This window comes from Umezawaea endophytica (assembly GCF_025061645.1).
GTDB classification, from domain to species: Bacteria; Actinomycetota; Actinomycetes; order Mycobacteriales; family Pseudonocardiaceae; genus Umezawaea; species Umezawaea endophytica.
In genome coordinates, this window is record NZ_JANYMP010000003.1 from 386,949 (window position 1) to 410,836 (window position 23,888).

At 71.0% G+C, this 23,888-nt stretch carries 19 protein-coding genes; 13 read left to right on the plus strand and 6 right to left on the minus strand.

What is annotated here, in order from left to right:
• Positions 1-4: 4 nt before the first annotated feature.
• Complete coding sequence (locus NZH93_RS09130; protein ID WP_259622527.1) at positions 5-238, minus strand: hypothetical protein; 234 nt, start codon at positions 236-238, stop codon at positions 5-7.
• Positions 239-243: 5 nt separating this feature from the next.
• Positions 244-1,143 (minus strand): LysR family transcriptional regulator, encoded by a 900-nt coding sequence (locus NZH93_RS09135; protein ID WP_259622528.1) that lies wholly within the window; start codon positions 1,141-1,143, stop codon positions 244-246.
• Between the two features lie 253 nt (positions 1,144-1,396).
• On the opposite strand from NZH93_RS09135, the gene NZH93_RS09140 reads away from it, so the two are divergent.
• The 12 genes from NZH93_RS09140 to NZH93_RS09195 all read left to right on the plus strand — a co-directional run bounded on the left by NZH93_RS09140 (position 1,397) and on the right by NZH93_RS09195 (position 16,304).
• A complete protein-coding gene (locus NZH93_RS09140; RefSeq protein WP_259622529.1) occupies positions 1,397-2,029 on the plus strand; it encodes an NADPH-dependent F420 reductase in 633 nt (210 codons plus the stop codon).
• 31 nt (positions 2,030-2,060) lie between these two features.
• Positions 2,061-2,996 (plus strand): SDR family oxidoreductase, encoded by a 936-nt coding sequence (locus NZH93_RS09145; protein WP_259622530.1) that lies wholly within the window; start codon positions 2,061-2,063, stop codon positions 2,994-2,996.
• A gap of 512 nt (positions 2,997-3,508) precedes the next feature.
• Positions 3,509-5,173, plus strand: coding sequence for a tyrosine 2,3-aminomutase (cmdF, locus tag NZH93_RS09150; protein ID WP_259622531.1), 1,665 nt, complete (start codon positions 3,509-3,511; stop codon positions 5,171-5,173).
• A 10-nt stretch (positions 5,174-5,183) separates the two neighbouring features.
• Complete coding sequence (locus NZH93_RS09155) at positions 5,184-6,029, plus strand: sulfotransferase domain-containing protein (RefSeq protein WP_259622532.1); 846 nt, start codon at positions 5,184-5,186, stop codon at positions 6,027-6,029.
• Between the two features lie 22 nt (positions 6,030-6,051).
• On the plus strand, positions 6,052-6,858 hold the full coding sequence (locus NZH93_RS09160) for a class I SAM-dependent methyltransferase (protein WP_259622533.1): 807 nt from the start codon (positions 6,052-6,054) through the stop codon (positions 6,856-6,858).
• Positions 6,855-9,215: a PEP-utilizing enzyme gene (locus NZH93_RS09165; RefSeq protein ID WP_259622534.1), complete on the plus strand. Its 2,361-nt coding sequence runs from the start codon at positions 6,855-6,857 to the stop codon at positions 9,213-9,215. Before NZH93_RS09160 ends, NZH93_RS09165 begins: the two co-directional genes overlap by 4 nt.
• Entirely contained in the window at positions 9,212-9,820 is a 609-nt protein-coding gene (locus tag NZH93_RS09170) for a gamma-glutamyl-gamma-aminobutyrate hydrolase family protein (RefSeq protein ID WP_259622535.1), read from the plus strand. The genes NZH93_RS09165 and NZH93_RS09170 overlap by 4 nt, the downstream gene beginning before the upstream one ends.
• On the plus strand, positions 9,817-10,563 hold the full coding sequence (locus tag NZH93_RS09175) for a phosphocholine cytidylyltransferase family protein (protein WP_259622536.1): 747 nt from the start codon (positions 9,817-9,819) through the stop codon (positions 10,561-10,563). Before NZH93_RS09170 ends, NZH93_RS09175 begins: the two co-directional genes overlap by 4 nt.
• On the plus strand, positions 10,560-11,105 hold the full coding sequence (locus tag NZH93_RS09180) for an adenylyl-sulfate kinase (RefSeq protein ID WP_259622537.1): 546 nt from the start codon (positions 10,560-10,562) through the stop codon (positions 11,103-11,105). The genes NZH93_RS09175 and NZH93_RS09180 overlap by 4 nt, the downstream gene beginning before the upstream one ends.
• Complete coding sequence (locus NZH93_RS50585) at positions 11,102-13,597, plus strand: amino acid adenylation domain-containing protein (RefSeq protein WP_259622538.1); 2,496 nt, start codon at positions 11,102-11,104, stop codon at positions 13,595-13,597. Before NZH93_RS09180 ends, NZH93_RS50585 begins: the two co-directional genes overlap by 4 nt.
• Before the next feature lie 3 nt (positions 13,598-13,600).
• Positions 13,601-15,082: a tryptophan 7-halogenase gene (locus NZH93_RS09190; RefSeq protein ID WP_259622539.1), complete on the plus strand. Its 1,482-nt coding sequence runs from the start codon at positions 13,601-13,603 to the stop codon at positions 15,080-15,082.
• Positions 15,072-16,304 (plus strand): MFS transporter, encoded by a 1,233-nt coding sequence (locus NZH93_RS09195; RefSeq protein WP_259622540.1) that lies wholly within the window; start codon positions 15,072-15,074, stop codon positions 16,302-16,304. Before NZH93_RS09190 ends, NZH93_RS09195 begins: the two co-directional genes overlap by 11 nt.
• Here the strand turns inward: NZH93_RS09195 and pip are convergent.
• Positions 16,292-17,269: a prolyl aminopeptidase gene (pip, locus tag NZH93_RS09200; protein ID WP_259622541.1), complete on the minus strand. Its 978-nt coding sequence runs from the start codon at positions 17,267-17,269 to the stop codon at positions 16,292-16,294. The genes NZH93_RS09195 and pip overlap by 13 nt on opposite strands.
• Before the next feature lie 29 nt (positions 17,270-17,298).
• Positions 17,299-20,070, minus strand: a complete 2,772-nt coding sequence (locus tag NZH93_RS09205; protein ID WP_259622542.1) for an AfsR/SARP family transcriptional regulator — start codon at positions 20,068-20,070, stop codon at positions 17,299-17,301.
• A gap of 165 nt (positions 20,071-20,235) precedes the next feature.
• Here NZH93_RS09205 and NZH93_RS09210 point away from each other — a divergent pair, with 165 nt between their 5' ends.
• Positions 20,236-20,754 (plus strand): ricin-type beta-trefoil lectin domain protein, encoded by a 519-nt coding sequence (locus tag NZH93_RS09210; protein ID WP_259622543.1) that lies wholly within the window; start codon positions 20,236-20,238, stop codon positions 20,752-20,754.
• A gap of 49 nt (positions 20,755-20,803) precedes the next feature.
• On the opposite strand, the gene NZH93_RS09215 is transcribed toward NZH93_RS09210, so the two are convergent.
• Positions 20,804-22,147: a glycoside hydrolase family 10 protein gene (locus NZH93_RS09215; protein ID WP_259622544.1), complete on the minus strand. Its 1,344-nt coding sequence runs from the start codon at positions 22,145-22,147 to the stop codon at positions 20,804-20,806.
• A gap of 212 nt (positions 22,148-22,359) precedes the next feature.
• Positions 22,360-23,886 (minus strand): glycoside hydrolase family 43 protein, encoded by a 1,527-nt coding sequence (locus tag NZH93_RS50590; RefSeq protein WP_259622545.1) that lies wholly within the window; start codon positions 23,884-23,886, stop codon positions 22,360-22,362.
• Positions 23,887-23,888 lie beyond the last annotated feature (2 nt).

Genomic DNA, 23,888 nt, shown 5'->3' on the forward strand with positions numbered 1-23,888 from the left:
ATCGTCACGATTCGCGTTCGACCGGTACCCTTCCGTAACCAAGACGGATCACGCAACCTCGCGCTATCCAGCCGCTACGGGAGGGGCCTTCGCCGTGGTCAGGTCCGGCAAGGGCCGCGGCGAAGGCACGGGTGGCGTCGATCAGGCACGCGAATGTCGAATAGCCGACACCGACGATCACGGGTGGGCTTTCTTGCCAGGACATCGTCGACAAACGCAGTCGCTCGATCAGGGACACCGCCCCTACGCTTCCGCGCGGCCGCCTGAGAACGCCTCGTGGTTCCCGCATTCCGTCGTGATCTCGGCCGTCGCCCGCGCCGCGGCGACGAAATCGTCGACCAGCGGCGAGGTACGCGACGCCGCCATCGCGAGGCACACCTGGTCGGGCGCGAGTTCCGGGATGGGCACGTAGCTGATGTCCGGGCGCGAGTAGAACACCGTCTCCGACCGGCCCACGAACGAGACGCCCCGGCCTGCCGCGACGTGCTCCAGTTTCTCCTCCACACCGCGCACCCGGAGCCCGGAGTCGGGGAACGGGCGCCTGGTGGGCCGGGTGCTCGGGTCGGCGTGCCAGACCAGCGGCTCACCGGCGAGGTCGGCCTCGGTGACCTCTTCCTTGCCCGCAAGCCGGTGATCCGCGGGCAGCACCACCATGAGCGGCTCGGTGTACAGCGGGACCACGCGCAGGCCGGTCTCGTCGATCGGCAGCCGCACGTAGGCGACGTCGACGCGGCCATCGAGCAGCATCGGGGCCTGGTCGTCCCACTCGATCCGCTGCACGTCCAAGACCACGTCCGGATGGCGGGCCTCGAACACGCGGGCCGCGGGGATGACCGGGATGCCGGTCCGGAAACCGACCGCCAGCCGCCGACCGCCGCGAGCGGCCACGGTCACCCGGCGGCGGACCGCGGCCGCGGAGGCGAGCAGCGGACCGGTGTCGGTCAGCAGTTGTCGGCCCGCGTCGGTCAGCGCCACGCCGTGGCGGTCCCTGGTGAACAGCGAGGCGCCGAGGTCCTGTTCCAGCGCGCGGATCTGCCTGCTGAGCACCGGCTGCGCGATGTGCAACTCCTCGGCGGCGCGGCCGAAGTGCAGCCTGTCGGCGACGGCGCGGAAGTAGCGCAGTTTGCGCAGGTCCAGATCCACGGAACCTCCCGACCTGGTGATGCCCCCACGGTATCACCAGGGCTGAAAGAGGTCTTGGACACCAACTCGGGTCAATGACAACCTGAATGGGCTACTGATGGGGCGGAGCGAATTCGAAAAGAGAATTCGACAGCGGGACTCCACGAAAAATCCCGAGCCCGGAATGAGCACATCAGGAATCGAACGCCGTCCACCGCGTCATTCGACGACGTGGACACGGCGTCCTGTCCAGCTCCGGAAAGCAGGAACACCAATGAGCAGCGTCAGCATCATCGGCCTGGGGAACATGGCCCGCGCCCTGGCGGGCCGGGCGCTCGCGGGCGGGAACGCCGTCGAGATCATCGGCCGCGACCAGGCCAAGGCCAAGGAGGTGGCCGCCGCGCTCGACGGCGCCACCGTCGGGACGCCGGGCACCGCCCCGGCCGGGGACATCGTCGTCCTCGCCGTGCCGTACGCCAGCGCGGCGGCGGTGGTCGGCGGGTACGGGGACGCGCTCCGCGGCAAGGTCGTCATCGACATCACCAACCCAGTTTCCCCCGACCTCCAGGGCTTCGTCACCCCCGAGGGCAGTTCCGGCGCGCAGGAGATCGCCAAGGCCGCCCCCGACGGCGCGCACGTCGTCAAGGCGTTCAACACCCTGTTCTCCCACGTCCTGGCGGCAGGTCCGGCCGGGGGTCGCGAAGTGGACGTGTTCATCGCGGGCGACGACGCCCGCGCGAAGGCCCGCGTGTCGGCGTTCGTCGAGAGCCTGGGGCTGCGACCGCTGGACACCGGGCCGCTGCCGATGGCGCGGGCGCTGGAGAACACCGGTCTGGTGATGCTGGGACTCGTCGCCCACTCCGTGAAGCACACCGACTTCTCCCTCGGCGTCACCCTCCTCGGCTGACCGCCCCACCTCATCCACAAGGAGCAGCAGCGTGCGCGTTTTCGTCACCGGCGGGACCGGCCACTCCGGTTCGCACATCATCCCCGAGCTCGTCGCCGCCGGGCACGAGGTCACCGGCCTGGCCCGGTCGGACACGGCCGCGGCGGCGGTGTCCGCGCTCGGCGCGAAGGTGCGCCGCGGCGACCTGGAAGACCTCGACGGGCTCAAGGAGGCGGCCGCGGACTCCGACGGCGTCATCCACGTCGCGCACCGGCAGGACCTGCTCCCGACCGGCGGGCTCGCCGCCGTGGCCGCCGCGGAACTCCCGATCGTGCTCGCGTACGGCGAGGCACTCGCGGGGACCGGGAAGCCGCTGGTCGCGGCGGGGAGCATCGGCTCGCCGGGGAACCTGGGCCGTCCGGCCACCGAGGACGACCCGGCCCTGCCCAGCGGCGCTGAGCACAGGGGCACCCTGCGGGTCCGCAACGTCGTGGAAAGCGCCGTGCTCGGCCTCGCCGAACGGGGAGTGCGGTCCTCGGTCGTGCGGATCGCCACCATCGCGCACAGCACGACCGATCGTGGCGGTTTCCTCGTGCGGCTGATCGCGCTCGCGAAGGAGAAGGGCTTCGTCGGCTACCCCGGCGACGGCGCGAACCTGTGGAACGCCGTGCACGCCCGCGATCTCGCCTCCCTGTTCCGCCTGGCGCTGGAGAAGGGGCAGGCCGGCAGGTCCTGGCACGCGGTCGGGGACGGGGCCATCCCGTTCCGCGAGATCGCCGAGGCCATCGGCAGCCGTCTGGGCCTGCCCGTCGTGAGCGTCCCGGTGGACGAGCTGGTGGTGCCGGGGCACTTCGGGTTCCTCGCCAACATCGTCACGCGGAGCTACCCGGCGGCCAACCTGATCACCCGCCGAACCCTCGGCTGGGAACCGGCTCAGCCCGGCCTGCTCGCCGACCTGGACAACGGCCACTACTTCCCGGCCGTCTGACGGCGGCGGCCGTGTCGTGACCCCGCCCGGTAGCCGCCTGGCGGGGTCACGGACCTATTTGTGCAGGATTTCACAAGAGCCGACTCGACAGTTCCCCGTGGGATTGGTCGCGGCGGCGAATGGTAGACCAACGATTATTCCGTCAAATCGCCTTCACCTGTCGGGGATTGGTTCACCAGGCGGCACGCGATGTTGATCTTCAGCCGCTCCACCCCACTATGGAATGGTTCAAGTTTATTTACGCTACAGCGTGGACCGTTCACTCGAATTTCACTAATCCTTGACCGAATGTCTTGCTCCGCGCCCAGGGCACTAAGAAGATGACCACATGACTTCAGTCTCGTACCCGCTGGGCACGGCTCCTCCACCCCGGCCGACACCGGCGAAGCATCGGTGATCTGAGCCGTACACCGCAGAAAACCGCCTGAACCGTCCCGTGGGGCACCGCTGTGCCCGATTGGCCGGTCAAGCGAGCGCGCCCTTTTCCAGCGCCGTGGATGCGAAATCCGACAATGTGCCGCTTCGCGATTGGCCGTTCAGCCGTCTGCGTCGTTGTCGACACGCCAGTTCGCAGCAGCGAGGAGATTCCTGTGCTCATTCGGGGTGAAGGTTTGACCATCGACGACGTCGCCCTCGTCGCGGGGCAGCAAGTGCTCGTCGAACTGGACGAGGACCAGATGACCATGGTCGAGGAAACGAGCAGGCGGATCCAGAAGTGGGGTGGCGAGGGGCAGCCCATCTACGGCGTGAACACCGGCTTCGGCGAGATGGTGTTCATGAACATCCCGCCCCGGTTCGAGACCGAGTTGCAGGACAACCTGCTGCGCACCCACGCCGCGGGCGGCGGTGAGCTGTTCACCGACGAGGCCGTGCGGGCCATGCAGGTGTCCCGGCTCAACTGCCTGATCAAGGGCTACTCCGGGATCGGCACGGACACCCTGCGCCTCATGGGCGAACTGCTCAACCGGGGCATCCACCCGATCGTCCCGCAGCAGGGATCGCTCGGCGCGAGCGGAGACCTGGCCCCGCTGGCCCACCTCGCGCTGCCGCTGATCGCCGAGGGCCGGGTGCGCAAGGGCGCGACCATCCGCCCCTCGGCGGAGGTGCTCGCCGAGGAGGGCCTGGAGCCGGTCCGGATGGGCTACAAGTCGGGGCTGGCCCTCATCAACGGCACCTCGGCGATGACCGGTGTGTCCGCGCTCGCCCTGGTCCGGGCCCGGCGGCTCGTCCGACTGGCGCTGTGGGCGTCGGCGGCGTTCATCCAGGTGATGGGCGGGTCGACCGGGGCGTTCGCGGAACGCGGGCACGCGCTGAAGAACCACCGGGGCCAGAGCGAGGTCGCCGGTCTGATCACGCGGCTGCTGGCGGGCAGCGACCTGACCCGCGAGCACGCCGACGTCATGGCGCTGATCAGCGCGGAGGCCAACGGCGACACCGTCACCCCGGTCAAGGACTACCTCCAGAACGCCTACACCCTGCGCTGCGTCCCCCAGATCCTCGGACCGGTGCTGGACACCATGGCCTACTGCCGTCGGCTGGTGGAGGAGGAGTTGAACTCCTGCAACGACAACCCGCTGATCTTCGACACCCCGGAAACCGTTTTCCACGGCGGCCACTTCCACGGCCAGTACATGGCGATGGCCTCCGACTTCCTGAACATCGCGCTCACCGAGGTCGGGGTGCTGGCCGAACGGCAGCTCAACCGGGTGCTCGACCCGCACCTCAACAAGAACTTCCCCGCGTTCCTCGCGCTCGGCGACGAGGGCCTCTACTCCGGGTTGCAGGGCTCGCAGTACCTGGCCACCAGCATCGCCTCCGAGAACCTGGACCTGGCGGCGCCCGCCTCGGTCAAGTCGATCCCGTCCAACGGCCAGAACCAGGACGTGGTCAGCATGGGCCTGATCGCGGCCCGGAAATCCCTGCGCCTGATCGACAACGTGAACACCATCGTCTCCGTCCTGGTGGCGGCGTGCTACCAGGCCGCCACCATCACCGGCATCGAGCGGTTCAGCCCGCCCGTCCGCGGCCTGCTGGAACTCCTCGCCACCAAGGTGCCCGGCTACCGCGACGACGCGGGCGTCGCGTCGGACTTCCTCGCCACGATCCGGGACACCGCGCTGTCCGAGGAGGCCGACGCGCTGCTCCCCGTCCTCGACATCCCCGCCGACCTGAGCTAGCGGAGCGACCATGCCGACTCGGCCCGAACTGACCATGCGTGAACGGCACGTGCGCAACGCCGCGATGGTCGGTGCCCAGGACATCATCGTCGCCGCCTACCCCGCCTCGGGTGCCGCCCTGCTGGGCAACATCCTGATGGAACTGGGCCACACGTTCATCGATCCGCACTTCGACGAGCTGGACGAGCAGGGGCGCATCCGCGTGCCGAGCGACGAGGAGCTGCGCAGCCACCGCGACCGGATCGCCGCCAACTCCCTCTCCGGCTCCGTCGGCGGTCGCCGGTTCTTCAAGAACCACCTGGACCCCACCTACTTCACGGACGCCCCGCTGACGGCGGTCGTCCTGCTCGTCCGGGATCCGCGGGACGCGCTCCACTCGTCCTTCCGGTTCTTCCAGGAGTTCGCGCCGACGCTGCTCTCCTACCTCACCATCGAGAAGGCGAGCTTCCTGGAGTACCTGGACGGACTGGGCGACGAGGGCGAGCCGCCGCTCACCGTCGAGGGCTGGGTGGAGTTCTACCGGGCCTGGACCGAGGTGGCCGAGAGGCTGCCCTGCTCGGCCGTCGTCCGCTTCGAGGAGCTCAAGACCACCCCGGTGGCGGCGGTGGTCCGACTGCTGGACGCGCTCGGCTCGACCGCCGACCCGGCCGCCGTCGAGCACGCCGTCGAGCGCAGCAGCTTCGAACGCATGCGGGCGCACGAGGAGAAGGTGGCGGGCGCGAACCAGCCCATGATCATGCGCAGCGGCCGGGTCGACGAATGGCGGGAGTGGTACGGCGACGGCGAGTTGTCGGACCGGTTCCGCGTGCCACGGATGATCGAGATGGCAGCTCGTTTCGGCTACGAGATTCAGTGACCTCGCGTACAGGAGGATCTTGATGAACCAGAATCCGACCAGCCTGATGCCTGCATCGCGGCCCTCGTTCGACTACTCGCCCTACGCGGTCACCTACCAGAACCGCGCGGAGTACGTGCCCGCGGTCATCGACGCCCTCGTGCGGGTGGCCGAGGTTCCCGCCGGGGGTTCGATCTGCGACATCGGAGCGGGTTCCGGGCACCTCACCGAACCGCTGCTGCGCCGCGGCTTCTCGGTGGACGCCGTGGAGCCGACGCCCGCCATGCGCCAACTCGGCGAGCAGAGGACCCGCGACTACCCGAACACCCACTGGTACGACGGCAGGGGCGAGTCGTCGGGCAGGCAGGCCGACACGTACGCGCTGGTCACCTTCGGTTCCTCGTTCGACCTGACCCAACGCCCGCAAGCGCTCGCGGAGGCGGCCCGCATCCTGACGGGCACCGGGTACTTCGCGTGCCTGTGGAACCACCGGGTGCTCGACGACCCGTTGCAGGCGCGGGTCGAACAACTGATCCACGACCGGATCCCGGACTACAGCTACGGGATCCGCCGCACCGACCAGACCCCCGTCATCGCGGCGAGCGGTCTCCTCGAAACCCCGGTCACGCTGTCGGGCACGCAGGTCTTCCGACTGTCCAGCGAGGCCTGGTGCGACGCGTGGGCCTCGCACTCGACGGTCAGCCAGCAGTCGGGCAACGGCTTCACCAGCCTGGTGGACGAGATCCGCGACCTGGTGCGCGCGGAGACCGGGGACTGGATCGACGTCCCCTACACCACGAGGGCCTGGGTGGCGCGGGTCGCCGGGGACGGCAAGGACTCCCAGCGGTGAAGGCACCGCTGGTCCGGCTCGGGACCAAAGCGGAGACGCTGCGACGGTTACGACCGCTGATGACCACGGCTCGGGTCCTGCCGCTGATGCACTTCACCCTGCGCGAATGGCAGGACGGGCCGGATCGCCTGCTGGCCGAGTTGCGCGGGCACGGGTGGGCGGCGGGACCGGTGATGGTCCGCAGCAGCGCGATGACCGAGGACACCGGAACCGACTCCAACGCGGGTCGGTTCCGCTCGGTCCCCGCCCGGAGTGAGGCCGAGGTCGTCCCCGCGCTGACCGAGGTCTTCGCCTCGTACGGCCGGGCCGACGCGGACGACCAGATCCTGATCCAGCCGCTGCTCGAACACGTCCAGGCCAGCGGGGTGGCGTTCTCCTGCGATCCCAACAGCGGCGCGCCCTACCGGGTGGTGAACTGGAGCGGGACCGACCAGACCGACGCGGTGACCGGCGGTGGCCAGACGGAGCTGCACATCTCCTACGGCGCGGCGTGGGCGGGCCAGGACGAGGCGCCGGACCCGCGGGTGGGCGCGGTGTGGGCGCTGCTCACCGAGTTGCACGGTCTCCTGGGCGAACGGCAGCGGCTGGACATCGAGTTCGCGTTCTCGGACCGCGGTGAGCTGATCCTGCTCCAGGTCCGGCCGCTGGCGGTGCGGAAGGCCGTCCTGGCGGTGGACACCCACCGCGCCACGCTGTCCGACACCGCCGCGCGGATGGCCGAGGCCATCCGGCCGCGGTCGCGGGTGCTCGGGCACCGCGCGGTCTTCGGGGTGATGCCGGACTGGAACCCGGCCGAGATGATCGGGCTGCGGCCCCGGCCGCTCGCGCTGTCGCTGTACCGCCACCTCGTCACCGACCGGGTCTGGGCGGCCGCCCGCACGCGCTACGGCTACCGGGACATGACCGGCGTGCGGTTGATGGTCGAGTTCTCCGGGCTCCCCTACATCGACGTGGCCGCCAGCCTCACGTCGTTCGTCCCGCGCGAGGTGCCCGACGACCTCGCCGACCGGCTCGTCGGGCACTGGCTGGACGAGCTGGTGGCGAAGCCCTACCTGCACGACAAGATCGAGTCGCACATCGCCGTGTCGGCCTGGACCTTCAGCACCCGGCACCGGCTGGAAGCCCTCACCGCGGCCGGTTTCAGCGCCGGTGAACGCGACCAGCTCGCCGGTTCCCTGCGCGGGCTCACCAACGACCTCGTCCGGGGCCCCCTGTGGGAGCAGGACGTCGCCAGGCTGGGCCTGCTGAACGTGATCGACATCGGCCACCTCCACGCGGCCGGTTGCGGCGCGCACGACGTCGGCTGCTGCGGCCCGGCGCTGGTGGCCCAGTTGGACGTCTGCGCCTCTTACGGCTCCGGCCCCTTCGCCGCGCTGGCCAGGGCCGCCTTCATCGCCACCGACTTCCTGGAGGACCTGGTGGACGAGGGCATCCTGTCCCTCGACGACCGGGCCCGCTTCATCGGCGGTCTCGGGCTGGTCGCCAGCGAGATGCGGCGGGATCTCGCCGAGCTGGACCGGCCGGACTTCCTCAAGCGCTACGGCCACCTGCGGCCCGGAACCTACGACATCCTCTCGCCCCGCTACGACGAAACCCCCGAGCGCTACTTCGACTGGTCCGCGAAGGACAGCCTGAAGCCGGTCCCCCACGGCGAAGAACCCCCGTTCGAGCTGAGCGGCGGGCAGCGGCGGCGGGTCGAAGCGCTCCTCGTCCGGGAGGGCTTGAAGTTCGACGCCTCCCGGCTGATGGACTTCCTGGCCACGGCGATCCGCGGGCGTGAGCACGGCAAGTTGGCCTTCACGTCGGTCCTCAGCGACGTGCTGACCGGCGCCCGGCGCCTCGGGGAGCGCTCCGGGCACGGCGTCGACGACCTGAGCCACCTCGACGTGCGCACCCTCGGTGCGCTGACCGGGCGGCCGGGCGACGACGGGCCGGTGCTGCGCGCGGCGGTGACCAGGGGCCGGGAAGCCCACGCCGTCAGCCGGACCGTGGTGCTGCCACCGCTCGTGACCGACCCGGCGAACGTCAGGAGCTTCGCCCTGCCGCAGATCCGGCCGAACTTCGTCACCCAGGGTAGGGTGACCGCACGGGTCGCCCGGATCGACGCCGGGGACTCCCCGGACGGCGCCATCGTCCTGGTCGCCAGCGCCGACCCCGGTTACGACTGGCTGTTCACCCGCGGCATCTCCGGGTTGGTGACCGCGTTCGGCGGAGCGAACTCGCACATGGCCATCCGGGCGCTGGAACTGGGCATCCCGGCCGTGATCGGGGCGGGCGCGGCGCTGTTCGACCAGTGGTCGCAGGCGCACGTGCTCGAACTGGACGCGGCGGGCGGCCTCGTGACGGTGATCGCGTGAGCCGCCGGATCGGGGTCACCCAGCGCTGCGCGGACGACGAGGCCACCGGCGAGCGCCGGTACGCCCTCGACGCCCGCTGGTTCGAGTTCCTGTCGGCCTGCGGCGTCCTCGCGGTTCCGCTGCCCAACATCGCCGAGGTGGCCCTCCGCACGGCGGACGAGCTGAGCCTGGACGGTTTCCTCTTCACCGGCGGGGGCGATCTCGCCGAGGCGGGCGGGAACCAGCCGGAACGTGACGAGACCGAGCGGGAGCTGCTGGCACTGGCGATCCGGGAGGGTCGGCCGGTGCTCGGGGTGTGCCGGGGCATGGAACTGATCGCCACCGCGCTCGGCGCACGGCTGAAGCCGGTGGACGGGCACGTGGCCACCCGGCACACCATCACCCAGGAGGACGGCGAACGCGTGGTGAACAGCTATCACGACCTCGCGGTCGACGGGCTCCCGGCCGAGGTGGTCGTGACCGCGTGGTGCGAGGACGTCGTCGAGGCGGTCCGGCACCGGGACGCCCCGGTCGAGGGGATCATGTGGCACCCGGAGCGGGAACCCGTGCACGCCCAGCCGGACCTCCTGCTCGTCCGCCGCCTGTTCCGGGCGGTGGACCGATGAGGGCGATCATCCTGGCCGCGGGGCGGGGCGGGCGGATGCGGCCGTACACCGAGGACCGGCCCAAGTGCCTGGTCGAACTCCGGGGCCGGTCGCTGCTCGACCGGCAGGTGTCCGCGCTGCGCGGGGGTGGCGTCGACGAGATCGGCGTCGTCACCGGCTGGCGGGGCGAAGCGTTCGCGGGTACCGGGTTGCGGACCTTCGAGAACCCGCTCTGGGCGCGCAGCACGATGGTCGAGTCGCTGGCGGCCGCGGCCGAGTGGCTCGCGGAGGAGCCGGTCATCGTCTCCTACGGCGACATCGTCTTCTCGGCCGCGACCGTCCGCGATCTCGTGCGCTCGACCGCGGGCATTGCCGTCGCCTACGACACCGAGTGGGAAAGCGTGTGGCGGCAACGGTTCGAGGAGCCGTTGAGCGACGCCGAGACCTTCCAGGTCGACGCCGACGGCCTGCTGACCGACATCGGGTCGCGGCCGGACAGCCTGGCGCAGGTGCGCGGGCAGTACATGGGCCTGGTGCGCCTGACCCCGACGGCGTGGGAGGTGCTGCGGGAGACCAGGGCCGCCTCCGAGGAGAACGCGGCGCTGGACATGACGGGCCTGCTCGGCCTCGTGACGCGAACCGGCCGCCTGCGGATCGCGGCGGTGCCGAACACGGGTCCGTGGTGGGAGTTCGACAGCCCGTCCGATGTGGACGCCGGTCTGCCGGTACTCGACAGGCTGGACGCCGAACAGGAAGGCGGGTGATCGGGGTGGACGCCGGAGTCGTGTGGGTCACCGGTTTGTCCGGGGCCGGGAAGAGCACCGTGACGTCGATCGTCAGCGGCAGGTTGACGGCAGCGGGCCGTCGACCGGTCGTGCTGGACGGCGACCGGATGCGGCTGATCATGCCGACTCCGCCGGGGTACACCGAACCCGAACGGCGGCGGACCGCCGTGTACTACTCGCGGCTCGCGCACGAGCTGGCCGACCAGGGGCACCTCGTGCTGTGCGCCACCATCTCCCTCTTCCACGACGTGCACCGCTGGAACCGGGAGAACATCAAGGACTACCTGGAGATCTGGTTGCGGGTGCCGTTGACCACCTTGAAGGACCGGGAGGGCAGGGCCGCCTTCTACGACCACCGGAGCCTCGCCCCCGACCAGGCGCCGCTGCGGAACGTGGTCGGCGTGGACGCCCCGGCGCAGTTCCCCCACGCGGCCGACCTGGTCATCGACAACTTCGGGGACACGACCGCGGACGCCGCCGCAGACCGGGTCATGGACGCCATCACCGGGCGGCGGTCGTGAACCGAGCGGCCACCCTCCCGGAACTCTTCCGAGCACAGGTCGCGCGCACACCCGACGCTCTCGCGCTGCGCTTCGAGGAACGGGAGCACAGCTACGCGCGGCTCGACGCGCGCACGGACCGCTTGGCGCGGGTCCTGGTGTCCCACGGCGTCGGGCCGGAACGGATCGTCGCGGTCGTGCTGCCGCGCTCGGACCACCTGGTCCTGGCCGTCCTGGCCGTGGCGAAGGCGGGCGGCGCGTTCCTGCCGATCGACTCCCGGCACCCGGCGGACCGCGTCCGGTCGATCATCGCCGACGCCCGGCCGGTGCTGACCGTGACGTCCGAGAACATCGACGCCCTGATGGACGCCACGGCGGACGATCCGCTGCCCGGCACGCCGAGGGTGGATCAACTCGCCTACGCCATCTACACGTCCGGCACCACGGGAGGGCCGAAGGGCGTCCTGACCACCCACGCCGGGATCGAAGGGCTCACCGGGGCCCAAGGCGACGCGTTCGAGGTCGGTCCGGGCAGCCGGGTGCTCCAGTTCGCCTCCCCCAGCTTCGACGCCCTGATCGCCGAGCTGTGCGTGACGCTGCTGCGCGGGGCGACCCTGGTGGTCGCACCCCAGCGGCGCCTGGAGCCGGGAGCCGCACTGGCCGAGCTGATCGCCGCGGAACGGATCACGCACGCGACCCTGCCACCGGCCCTGCTGCCGCTCCAGGAGGGCCGTGACGGTCTTCCGGCCGACCTCGCGATCATCGTGACGGGTGAGACCTGCCCTCCCGACGTCGTGGCCCGGTGGTCCCGTGACCGGCTCATGCTCAACGCCTACGGGCCGACCGAGACGACCGTCTGCGCGACGATGGCCCGCCTCTTCCCCGGCGCGGAGATCTCGAACATCGGCTCGATGGTCGCCGAGACCGCGGCGCACGTGCTCGACGGGAAACTGCGCCCGGTGCCGGACGGGGAGCCGGGCGACCTGTACCTGACCGGTCCCGGCCTGGCCCGCGGTTATCTCGGGCAGCCCGCGCTGACCAGCGGCCGGTACGTGGCCGATCCGTTCGGCGCGCCCGGCTCCCGGATGTACCGGACCGGCGACCTCGCGTGCCGGCGCGCCGACGGTTCACTCCTCTTCCTCGGCCGCGCGGACGACCAGATCAAGGTGCGGGGCAACCGGGTCGAGCCAGCCGAGGTCGAGCAGGTGCTGGCGGAGCACCCGGACGTGACCCAGGCTCGGGTGGTGCTGCGCCGGGACGACGGCGACCCCCGCCTGGTCGCCTACGTGGTCCCCGCCGACGTCGGCGGGATCCAAACACCCGTCCTGCGGAAACTGGTCGCCACCCGGCTCCCCGACTACATGGTCCCCGCGGCCTTCGTGCCGGTGGAGAAGCTGCCGATGACCACCAACGGCAAGCTCGACCTCAAGGCGCTGCCGGTGCCCCGGTTCGTGGCGGGCACCACCGGGACCGCGCCGCGCACCCCGCAGGAGGAGACCCTCTGCCAACTCTTCGCGGACCTGTTGGCGCTGCCGCGGGTCGGGATCGACGACAACTTCTTCGAACTGGGCGGCGATTCGCTGCTGGCGACCCGGCTGTCCGCGCGGGTGCGCGCCACCCTCGGCTTGGAGTGCCCGGTGCACTCGATCGTCGAGGCGGGCACCCCGGCAGGCGTCGCCGCCCGGCTCGGCGTCGACAGCACCGAGGCCGCCCTCGCGCCGGTGCTCCCGCTGCGGGCCGCCGGTCGCAGGCCGCCGGTGTTCTGCGTCCACCCGGCAGGCGGGATCTCCTGGTCCTATGCGGGGCTGCTGCCCCAGGTGGACGGTCGACATCCGGTGTACGGCCTGCAAGCGCACGGGTTGACGGGAACCGAGCCCGTCGTGCGCGACCTGGACGAGATGGTGGGCAACTACCTCGCCGCGATCCGCGAGGTGCAACCCCGTGGCCCGTACCACCTCCTGGGGTGGTCGTTCGGCGGCTTGGTGGCCCACGCGCTCGCCGCCCGGATCCAGCTCGACGGCGACCGGGTCGGCCTGCTGGCACTGCTGGACGCCTACCCGGTGGTGCCTCCCGATCTGTTGCGCGGCAACGACGAGGCCGCGCTGCTGGCCGACCTGGCGCACTTCGTCAACCTGCCCGCCGACACCGACCGGCCCCTCGACCGGGCCGCGGTGCTGGAACTGGCCCGCCGGGAGGGCAGCGCCCTGGCCAGTCTGGACGCCGCGACGATCGAACGGGTCATCGACGTCTTCGCCGCCAACCACGAGCTGACCCGGACCTACGCGCCCCGAACGGTCCGAGGCGACCTGCACTTCTTCACCGCCACCCGCGACCGGCGGGCGGGGCTGGCCGCCACCGACTGGCGCGCCTTCGTCGAGGGGGAAGTGCACGAGCACGAAGTGGACTGCACGCACCAGGACATGGGACAGGTGAAACCGATGGCCCACATCGGCGCGGTCATCGCCGCGGTGCTGCCCCCGTCGAAGTCCTCCGCAGCCGAGCCCGAGAGGTGAGCCATGAACTCGTCCAGCCACCAGGAAACGGACATCGTCGTGATCGGGGGCGGACCCGGCGGCTCCACGGTCGCCACCCTGACCGCGAAGTTCGGCCACCGGGTGCTCCTGCTCGAACGCGAGGAGTTCCCGCGCTACCAGATCGGCGAGTCCCTGCTCCCCTCGACCGTGCACGGCATCGGGCGGCTGCTCGGGATCTCGGACAGGCTGCGGGCGGCCGGTTTCACCCGGAAGAACGGCGGCACCTTCCGCTGGGGCAGCAACCCCGAGCCGTGGACGTTCTCGTTCGCGATCTCACCGCGGTTCGCGGGCCCCAACTCGTTCGCCTACCAGGTCGAGCGGATGAAGTTCGACCAGATCCTGCTCGACAACGCCCGCGAGTGCGGTGTCGACGTGCGGGAGAAGTGCACCGTGGTGGACGTGCTCCACGACGGTGAGCGGGTGAGCGGGGTGTCCTATGTGGATGGAGAGGGTCGGAAGCACACGGTGGACGCGGGCTTCGTGGTCGACGCGTCGGGGAACAAGACGCGCACCTCGAAGCACGTGGGCGAGCGGCGCTACTCGGAGTTCTTCCGCAACCTGGCCCTGTTCGGCTACTTCGAGGGCGGCAGGCGGCTGCCCCCGCCGAACTCCGGGAACATCCTGTCCGCGGCGTTCGACGACGGCTGGTTCTGGTACATCCCGCTGACCGAGACCCTCACCAGCGTGGGGGCCGTCGTGCAGCGCGGCGCCCACGAGAAGGTGCAGGGCGACCCGGAACAGGCGCTGAGGAACCTCATCGACGCCTGCCCGCTGATCAAGGACTACCTCAAGGACGCCACGCGGGTGACCGACGGCCCGTACGGCGAACTGCGCGTCCGCAAGGACTACTCGTACTGCAACACCGAGTTCTGGAAACCCGGCATGGTCCTGATCGGCGACGCGGCCTGCTTCGTCGACCCGGTCTTCTCCTCCGGCGTCCACCTGGCGACCTACAGCGCGCTGCTCGCGGCCCGCTCGCTCAACAGCGTCAAGGCCGGGACGGTGGGCGAGGCCGAGGCCATGGGCGAGTTCGAACGGCGCTACCGCCGCGAGTACGGCGTCTTCTACGAGTTCCTCGTGTCGTTCTACGGCATGCACGTCGACGAGCACTCCTACTTCTGGAAGGCGAAGGACATCACCGAGCACCCGCTGTCCGAGTTCGAGGCGTTCGTCGAACTCGTCGGCGGGGCCGCCTCCGGGGAGTCGCAACTGCTCTCCCCCGAGGCGACCGCCGAGAACCTGGTCGGCGGCTCGCGGTCGCTGGCCACCGCGGCGGGCCGATTGTGGGAGGAGCCGGGAGCGCTGCACGGCACCGCGGTCGTCGCGAACGCGATGACCGAGAGCGCCCGGCTCCAGGCGGCGGCGCTGCTCGGCGTCGACGGGGCGGAGTCCGTGCCGCTGTTCGCCGACGGGCTGATCGCCTCCGCGGACGGGACCCAGTGGATCCGGCCCGATGAGTACTGAGGCGCGGGTGAAGTCCGACCGCAGGATCGCGACGTCCGCCGCGGTCCTGCTCGGCACGAGCATGGGGATCCTCTCCTACGGGCAGCCGGTCCTCCTCGACGCGATCATCCGGGCGCGGTCGATCTCCACCACCCAGCTCTCCTCGGCCGCCAGCGTGCAGTGCCTGGTGAACGCGCTGGCCGCGACCGTCGTGATCATCCTCTGCCGCCGGGTGCCCGCCCGGCAGGTGGCGGCCGGGGGCGGGATCGCGTGCGCGGTCGCCGTGGTCCTGCTCGCCACGACCCAGGACGTGTGGCAGCTCTACCTGACGATGTCCTTGCTGGGCATCACGATCGCCGGGTGCGGCACCCTGGTCGTCGGCACGTTCGTCAGCAAGTACGTGCGCAACCGGGATCGGGTGCTCTCCATCGCGTTCGTCGGGTCGAGCGCGGGCGGGATGGTGTGGACCCCGATCATCACCTGGGGCCTGGACGCGGGCGGCCTGGTCGGCGCGGTCGTGCCGATCGTGCTCGGCTTCACTCTGCTGGTCGCGGCGAACGCCCTGCTGTTCCTGCGCCCCACCGATCTGCCCGCCGACCACGTCGACGCGCCGCAGGTGCACGACGGCGTCCTCCTGCGAGGAGCGCTGGGCATGGTCAGCTTCTGGGCGCTGCTGATCGCCGGCACCGTGCTGTCCTTCGCCCAGGTGGCGGGCGTCTACCACGCCCTGTTCATCTGGCAGGACTCCGACATCGGCTCCGCCGCGGTGCCCGGTACCGTCATCGCGGCGTTCGCGGGCATCGGCCGCGTCGCCGCGGAGCTGCTGCTGCGGTCACTGTCCACCGTCCGCCTGGCCGTGCTGACCTGCGCGATGCAGACCGCCGCGTTCGTCCTGCTCGCCGTCGGCGGCACCGCACCGGTGCTGTTCCTCGGCTCGGCGCTGCTGGGCATCGCGGTCGGCAACAGCTCGCTGGTGGTGCTCCTGCTGGTCCCGGAACTGTTCGGGCTGCTGGACATCGAGCGGATCAGCGGAACGATCTACCTGTGGACCGGCATCGGAACGTCGTCCGGCGCCGCCGTGCTCGGGCTCCTGCACGGCGCCGCCGACGGCTATCTGCTCCCCTGCCTGCTCTTCGCCCTGCTGTCCCTGGTGTCGGGCGTGCTGCTCTGGCGATCGGGCGTGCGACCGGTCCGGCAGGCTCCGGGATCGACACGCGCCGCGGTCAACGACTACTCGGCTTGACCGACGGCGAAGCGGTCGGTGGCGGCGGTGATCGCCGCGGTCATGCCGCCACCGCTGTGGCCGGTGTCGTCGAGGACCACGAGGTCGCTTCCGGGCCAGGCCCGGTGCAGCGCCCAGGCCACGCCGAGTGGACCGCTGACGTCGTAACGCCCGTGGATCAACACGGCGGGGATGCCGTGCAGCCGCTCGATGTCGCGCTGGACCTGGCCTTCCTCCAGGAAGCAGCCGTGCGACCAGTAGTGGGTCACGAGGCGGGCGAAGGCCAACTGGAACGCCGGGTCGGCGATCGACAGGGAAGGCGCGGCGTCGGGGGCCAGCGACATGTGCGTGTCCTCCCACTCGCACCACCCGCGCGCGGCCGTGGCGCGGACCTCGGGGTCGGGGTCGTGCAGCAGTCGGCTGTAGGCGGCCGACAGGTCGCCGTCACGGTCGGCGGCGGGCACGCCGTCGCGGAACCGCTCCCACTCGCGCGGGAAGACCCGGCCCATGTCACGGGTGATCCAGTCGGTGTCGCGGCGGTCACCGTTGGTCACGGCCGCGAGCACCAGTTCGGTCACCCGCTCCGGATGTGCCTGCGCGTAGGCGAGAGCGAGCGTGACGCCCCACGAGCCACCCCACACCAGCCAGCGCTCGATCCCCAGGTGGACCCGCAGCGCCTCGATGTCGGCGATGAGGTGCTGCGTGGTGTTCGCCGACAGGTCGACCACCGGCTCGGTCGCCGAAGGCGTGCTGCGCCCGGCGTTGCGCTGGTCGAACAGCACCACGCGGTAGCGCTCCGGGTCGAACAGCCCCCGCGTCCTCGGAGAACTCCCCGATCCGGGCCCGCCGTGCAGCGCGACGGCGGGCTTGCCGTCGGGGTTGCCCGACACCTCCCAGTACAGCGAATGACCGTCGCCGACCTCCAGCGAGCCCGACTCGTGCGGCTCGCTCAAGGGATAACGCCCGTCGTCGGGTGGTTTCGTCATACCGGCATGATCGCGCACCGGTCGCGGGTTCAGCGAGACGGCCGGTCGAGGTCGTCGAGCTGCCGCCGAACGCGCTCGGCGTCGGTGCCCCGGCCCTGTTCCCGGAAGAGCCCCAGTGCCTCCTGCCACACCGCGCGGGCCCGGTCGTGGTGTCCGAGCGCGGCATGGGGGTGGCCGATCCTGTCGAGGTTGCTCGCGATCTCGTAGGCGTCGCCGAGGGCGCGGTGCAGGGTGAGGGCTCGGTGGTGGTGGTCGACAGCCTGCCGGTGGTCGCCGGTGCGGTGGGCGATCAGTCCGAGGCTGTTGAGGGTGTCCGCTTCGCCTTCGGGGTCGTGGTGGCGCCGTTGCAGGGCGAGGGCGGCGTGGCAGTGGGCGCGGGCGGCGTCGAAGTCGCCCAGGTGCGCGGCGAACCAGCCCATCATGTTGAGCGCGTCCGCTTCCCACACCGGATCGTCGAGGGTGCGGTAGAGGTCGACGGCACGTCGTGCGTGGTCCAAGGCCCGCCGGTCGTCCCCCTGTCGTCCGCAGGCGAACGCGAAGGTGGTGTGGGTGCGGGCCTGTTCGAAGGAATCGTCGTGCCGCAGGGCCAGGGCGAGGGCTTGGTCCAGGTGTTCGGCGGCCTCGTCGTGCCTGCCCGACCGGGAGCAGGCGTTGCCGAGGAGGCGGTGGGCGCGGCTGCGGGTGGCGGGGTCGGGCAGGTGCGCGGCGGCGTCCACCGCGGCCCGCCACACGGCTATCGCGTCACCTCGGTGCCCGCGCCGGACGTGGAAGGTGTCCAGGGACCAGGCGAGGTGCCAGACGACGAGGTGGCGGCCCAGGGTCGCGGCGACGCGCTGGGTGGCCAGCAGGGTGGCGTGCTCGGCCTCCAGCCAGGCCATCGCGGCCGTGGCGTCGGACAGCGGGAGCGCCTGGACGCCCTCCGCGGGCAGGCCGGGGTGGAGGAACTGGCGGTGGGGGCTCAGGAGGCGGTCCGCGGCGAAAGCCGTGCGCAGGTGGAAGTCGACCACCCGCTCCAGGGCCGCCTCCCGCACGCCGTCGGGCAGGCCGTGGGCGGTGGTGCCGGCGTAGTCGCGGACCAGGTCGTGCATGCCGAACCGGCCGCGCGGTCGCCGTTCGAGCAGGAACGCCTCCTCCAGCGCCGACAGCGCCTTGCGCGCGGCGGCCGGGTCCAGGCCGGCGAGAGCGGCCGCGGCGGCCGGGGTGGTGTCGGGGCCGGGGGCGATGCCCAGGAGCCCGAACAGGGTGCGCTGCCGGTCGGTGAGGTGGCGCAGGGACCAGGACAGGACGGTGGGCAGGCTGGCGTCGGGGTCGTCGGAGTCCAGGGCGTCCAGGCCGAGGTCGCGCAGGTCGGCGACGATGTCGTCCACCAGGTGGGGGTGGCCGCGGACGCGGGCGGCGATCAGGCCGAGCGCCAGCGGGAACCCGCGGCACAGCCCGATCAGCTCGGTGATCTGGCTGTGCCGCCGGTCGGTGGTCCCCTCGCCGATCGCGGCACCGAGCAGCGCGCGGGCTTCGGCGTCGGCGAGGACGTCGAGGTGGACGGGGCGGGCGCCGTGGCGGGTGAGCACGGCGGGGAGCCGATGGCGGCTGGTGATCAGGACGGTGCACGAGGTGCCACCGGGGAGCAGGGGTGCGACCTGGTCGTGGGTGGCGGCGTTGTCCAGCAGGACCAGCATCCGCTTGCCCGCGGTGTGGGTGCGGTAGAGCGCGGCACGGGCGTCGGGGGTCTGCGGCTGGTGGTCGACGCCGAGTGCTGTCAGGAACCCGGCCAGCACGTCGGTCGCCTGCCTGGGGTCGCCGGCGCTGAAGCCGCGCAGGTCGGCGAACAACTGCCCGTCGGGGAAGTGGTGCAGGGCGCGATTCGCCCAGGTCAGGGCGAGCCAGGTCTTGCCGATACCGCCCGTGCCGCCGATCGCGGAGATCACCGCCATCCCGCCGCCCCCGGTCGCGGAGCAGCCGTGGACGCGGTCCAGTTCGGCCAGTTCGGCCACGCGACCCGTGAACAGCGCCGGCGCGGCAGGCAATTGGCGAGGCACGACGGCCGCGGTGACACCGCCGGCGGGCGCGTCGGCCGTCAGGAGCCGCTGGTGCAGTTCTCGAAGCGCGGCGCCGGGGTCGGTGCCCAACTCCTCGACCAGCCTCGCCCGGACCTGGTGGTAGTGCTCCAGCGCCTCGGCCGTGCGCCCGACCTGGTGCAGGGCCAGCATGTACTGGCCTTGCACCCGCTCGTCCAGCGGGTGCGCGCCTGCCTGCTCGGCCAGCTCGACCACCACTTTCCCGCCGTGGCCGAGGCGTAGCCGGACGTCGGCCAGGTCGTGCCGGGTGACCTGCTGTTCCCGCGTGAGCCGGTCACGTTCGACCTGACTCCAGTCGCCGTTGACGCCGGTCAGCGCTTCCCCGCGCCACAGGTCCAGCGCTTCGGTCAGCAGCCGCGCGGCCTGCTCGTCGTCGGGCTCCGCGTCGGCGGCGGCGCGCAGGTCGCGGAACCGGTGGAGGTCGACCACCGAGCCGGTCACGTCGGTCGTCAGGGCGTAGCCGCTCGAACGGCGCACGATTGCCACACCGCCCGCCCCTGCCAGGACCCGTCGTATTCGGGAGATGTAGCTGTGCAGCGTGGACTGCGCGCGCCGCGCGACGTCACCACCCCAGACCCGCTCCACCAACAGGTCGACCGACACCACCCGGTCGGCGTCGACCGCCAACGCGGCCAGCACGCACCGCTGCCGGGCCGGACCCAGGTCCACCGGCAGCCCGTCGACCTCGGCGGTCACCTCCCCCAGCAGACGCAGCACCACCGCCACACCCACCACCCCCGTGCGCCGACTTCCCCCGACCTGACGGCTTGACCAGCGCAGTGCAGGAACTCTGCAAGGGATTCACCCGAGCGGAACCCCACCATGGTCCCACGACGGCGAACACCGCGTTTCGCAACGCCCGCCGAGAGCACTCACAAGGGGACGCACAGCATGAGGATCAACAGCAAGGTCTCGACGCACCGGGGACGGTTCCGTCGACTCGTCGAAGCAGGCGCGGCGCTCGTGGTCGCGGCGGCTTTCCTGGTCACCGGACCAGGGCCCGCCACGGCGACCACCGCGGCGGCTTCGAACTACTACATCAAGAACGCGAACACCGGGCTGTGCCTGACCGCCAACCAGTTGACCGGCCAGACCAATTCCGTCTTCACCAACACGTGCGTCAACGCGGCCTCGCAGAAGTGGCACATCGCGGGCGGCAAGTTCACGAACCTCGGACCGACCGGGTACTGCTTGGACACCTACGGCACGAACATCTTCACCTACTCCTGTATCGCCGACGGCGCCTCCACTGTCGATTTCCAGCGATGGACAGTCGACTCCACCACCAAGAAGTGGATCCGCAACAACCACTACGGCGACTGCATGCACTCCGATGGCGGCGCGCTCGACGGCGTCGTCCCCAGGACGTGCGGCAACGACTCCTCCCGCTGGACCTTCGTGGCGGCCTGACCCCGACGCGAGGAGGCCCCACCGGCACCGGTGGGGCCTCCCGCCCGATTCAGCTCGCCTGGCAGGAGACGGTGGGCCAGCTCCAGTTGCCGTTGTGCTGGATGGTGAAGCCGAACGTGTTGCCGTTGCCGTTGGGCCGGGCGGTCATCACGTTGCCGCTGGAGTCCCACGAGGCGCTGGTGTTCCAGGTGGCGATGACCTTCTGCGGTGAGCTGACGGTGACCGTGACGGTCCAGTTGTCAGTGCCCGAGACCGTGACGTTGCCGTTGAAGCGGTCGTTCCACTTCTCGCCCTCGGAGTACGTCGCCGTGCAGTTGCCGGGGTTCTGGCCCGGTGTGGTGGTCGTGGTGGTCGTCGGGTTCGTGCCGCCGGTGCCGCTGTTCAGGACGTTGAGGACGGAGGTGTAGGCGGCCTTCTTGTTGCCGGAGCCGTCGAACAGCAGCGGGGTGCCCGAGGCGCGCCACGAGTCGCTGTCGCGGATGCCCCACACGGTGATGCCGGTGCAGCGCGCCACCGACAGGCACGCCTGCACGACGCCCTGGTACTGCTGGGCCTGGCTGGAGCCGGAACCCTCGATGTCCAGCTCGGTGATCTGCACGTCCACGCCGAGCGCGGCGAAGTTCCCCAACGTGGTGTGGTAGTTGCTCGGCACGGGGTTGCCGCTGTTGAAGTGGGCCTGGAAGCCGACGCAGTCGATGGGCACGCCGCGGGACTTGAAGTCGCGGACCATGTTGTAGACGCCCTGGGTCTTGGCGTGCGACCAGTTGTCGGTGTTGTAGTCGTTGTAGCAGAGCTTGGCGTTCGGGTCGGCGGAGCGGGCGGCGCGGAAGGCGGCCTCGATCCAGTCGTTGCCGGTGCGCTGGAGGTTGGAGTCGCGACGGCCGCCGGAGCTACCGTCGGCGAAGGCCTCGTTGACCACGTCCCAGGCGTAGATCTTGCCCTTGTAGTACGAGGCGACCTGGGTGACGTGGTTGAGCATGGCCGAGCGCAGGGAGCTGCCGCCCATGTTCTGCATCCAGCCGGGCTGCTGGGAGTGCCACGCGAGGGCGTGGCCGCGGACCCGCTTGCCCTGGCCGCGCGCCTGGTTGACGATGCGGTCGCCGTTGCCGAAGCTGAACTGGCCCTGGTTGGGCTCGGTGGCGTCCATCTTCATCTCGTTCTCGGCCGTGACCATGTCGAACTCGCGGTTCAGGATCCCGGTGTAGGTCGAGTCGCCGAGCTTGTTCGCGGCCACGGCCGTGCCGAAGTAGCGGCCGCTCTGCTGCGCCGCCGCGGCGAGCGTGGAGGCGGCACCGCTGGCGGGGGCGGCGAGCAGGACCGCGGCCCCCGCGACGGAGGCGACCAAGGCGGACACCAGCGTGATTCGTGAGACTGACTTCGCTGTCAGCGGCATATCAGCACCTTCTGTCAGGGCACCCGTGGCGGCAGCGGGTGAGAATGGCTCGAAACTTTCTTGAGTATTACCGAAACAGTTTGGCCAATCAAGGCCGGAGTTCATCCACTTGAAACAACTCGGCGCTGCTCACATTTCCTTCGAGCACACCAAATAGCCGTCCCTCGAATGACCACAGGGACGGTGTCTGAGCCTTCGAAACTTTCAGTACATCAATCGTGCTCCACGACGTCGAGCGGTCCGTGCTCGAACCAGTCGAACCACACGGTGCCCGCGGTCGCGTACATGCCGATCACCCGGCCGGTGAACCCCGTCGCGACCTCGGTGGACAGGTACCTGCCGTCGAGCTCGGCGAGCGGTTCCAGGTCGTCGCCGACGTGGAAGGCGATGTGGTCGGGCGCGGCGACGTGGAGCCCGGACGGCGCCCCGTCCGCGGGCGGGCGGTCCGTGGCCGGGCCGGTGGTGATCACGAGGGTCACCGGGCCGGGAGGCACGGTGCACGTGGCGGTGCTCTGGCGCACGGGGCCGATGCGGGCGATGACGCTGACCTGACCGCGGGCGACCTCCAGGTCGTAGTGGTGGGCCTCGTCCATGCGGATGGACAGGCCCGCGCGCCCGGAGCCGGGGTCCAGCAGGACGGCGGTCCGGCTCGCGGGGTGTTCCTGGCGTCGACCGACGAAGGTGCAGCCGGGACGGTCCAGTGTGGACCCGGTGGCGTGCAGGGTCAGCCACCCCGGTCGTTCGACCAGCGACCACGAGTCGTCGGGACGCGACCTCGGCGAGATCCACCGGGGTTCGAGCCGCGCGGCGTCGAAGTCGTCACGCCGCGGAGCGGCTTCCAGCGGTCGCGGACGGCCCGGCGCTCGTTCCCGGAGGTTGACCGGACCGACGAGCGGCCAGCCGTCCTCCCACCGCACGGGGGTGAGGAACGTTTCCCGGCCCAGCACGTGGAAACCGGGGCTGTACCCGCGCGGCCGGGTCGCGAGCAGGACCATCCACCACTCGCCGTCCGGGCCGAGGACGAGGTCGGCGTGGCCGGTGCTCTGGACCGGGTGGGATGTGCCGCGGTGGGTCAGGACGGGGTTGGACGGCGCCGGTTCCCAAGGGCCGCGCGGAGAACGGGCCCGAGCCATGGCCACGGTGTGACCGCGCTCGGTGCCGCCCTCGGCGATCATCAGGTACCACCACTCCCCGATCCGGTAGAGGTGGGGCGCCTCCGGCCACTGCAACCCGGTCCCGGACCACGCGGGGAACGGGTCCTCCAGCACCTTCCCGGTCTCCGGGTCGATCCGGGCGATGCCCACCCCCTGGAAGGCGCTCCAGCAGTTGCCCTCGTCGTCCCACGCCAGGTCGGGGTCGATGCCGGGCAGGTCGACCCACACCGGGTCCGACCAGGGGCCCTCGGGCCTTTCGGCGCTGACGATGAAGTTGCCGCCCTGCGAGACGTTCGTGGTGATCATCCAGAACCGACCGTCGTGGTGCCGGATCGTGGGCGCGTAGATGCCGTCGGACGCCAGGGCGTCCGGTGGCAGCGGGAGTTGCGACGGGCGGTCCAGGACGTTGCCGATCTGCCGCCAGTGCACGAGGTCGCGGCTGTGGAAGATCGGCACGCCGGGGAAGTACTCGAAGCTGGAGCACACCAGGTAGTAGTCCTCGCCGACCCGGCAGACGCTGGGGTCGGGGTGGAAGCCGGGGATGACGGGATTGTCGTAGTGCCAGTCGGTCGTTTCCGCGTCCACGT

What these genes read in the sequence shown, in the direction of transcription:
- NZH93_RS09140 (WP_259622529.1), top strand. Translation starts at nt 1,397, where the DNA reads ATGAGCAGCGTCAGCATCATCGGCCTGGGGAACATGGCCCGCGCCCTG.
- cmdF (WP_259622531.1), top strand. Translation starts at nt 3,509, where the DNA reads ATGTGCCGCTTCGCGATTGGCCGTTCAGCCGTCTGCGTCGTTGTCGAC.
- NZH93_RS09155 (WP_259622532.1), top strand. Translation starts at nt 5,184, where the DNA reads ATGCCGACTCGGCCCGAACTGACCATGCGTGAACGGCACGTGCGCAAC.
- NZH93_RS09160 (WP_259622533.1), top strand. Translation starts at nt 6,052, where the DNA reads ATGAACCAGAATCCGACCAGCCTGATGCCTGCATCGCGGCCCTCGTTC.
- NZH93_RS09175 (WP_259622536.1), top strand. Translation starts at nt 9,817, where the DNA reads ATGAGGGCGATCATCCTGGCCGCGGGGCGGGGCGGGCGGATGCGGCCG.
- NZH93_RS09190 (WP_259622539.1), top strand. Translation starts at nt 13,601, where the DNA reads ATGAACTCGTCCAGCCACCAGGAAACGGACATCGTCGTGATCGGGGGC.
- NZH93_RS09195 (WP_259622540.1), top strand. Translation starts at nt 15,072, where the DNA reads ATGAGTACTGAGGCGCGGGTGAAGTCCGACCGCAGGATCGCGACGTCC.
- pip (WP_259622541.1), bottom strand. Translation starts at nt 17,269, where the DNA reads ATGACGAAACCACCCGACGACGGGCGTTATCCCTTGAGCGAGCCGCAC.
- NZH93_RS09210 (WP_259622543.1), top strand. Translation starts at nt 20,236, where the DNA reads ATGAGGATCAACAGCAAGGTCTCGACGCACCGGGGACGGTTCCGTCGA.
- NZH93_RS09215 (WP_259622544.1), bottom strand. Translation starts at nt 22,147, where the DNA reads ATGCCGCTGACAGCGAAGTCAGTCTCACGAATCACGCTGGTGTCCGCC.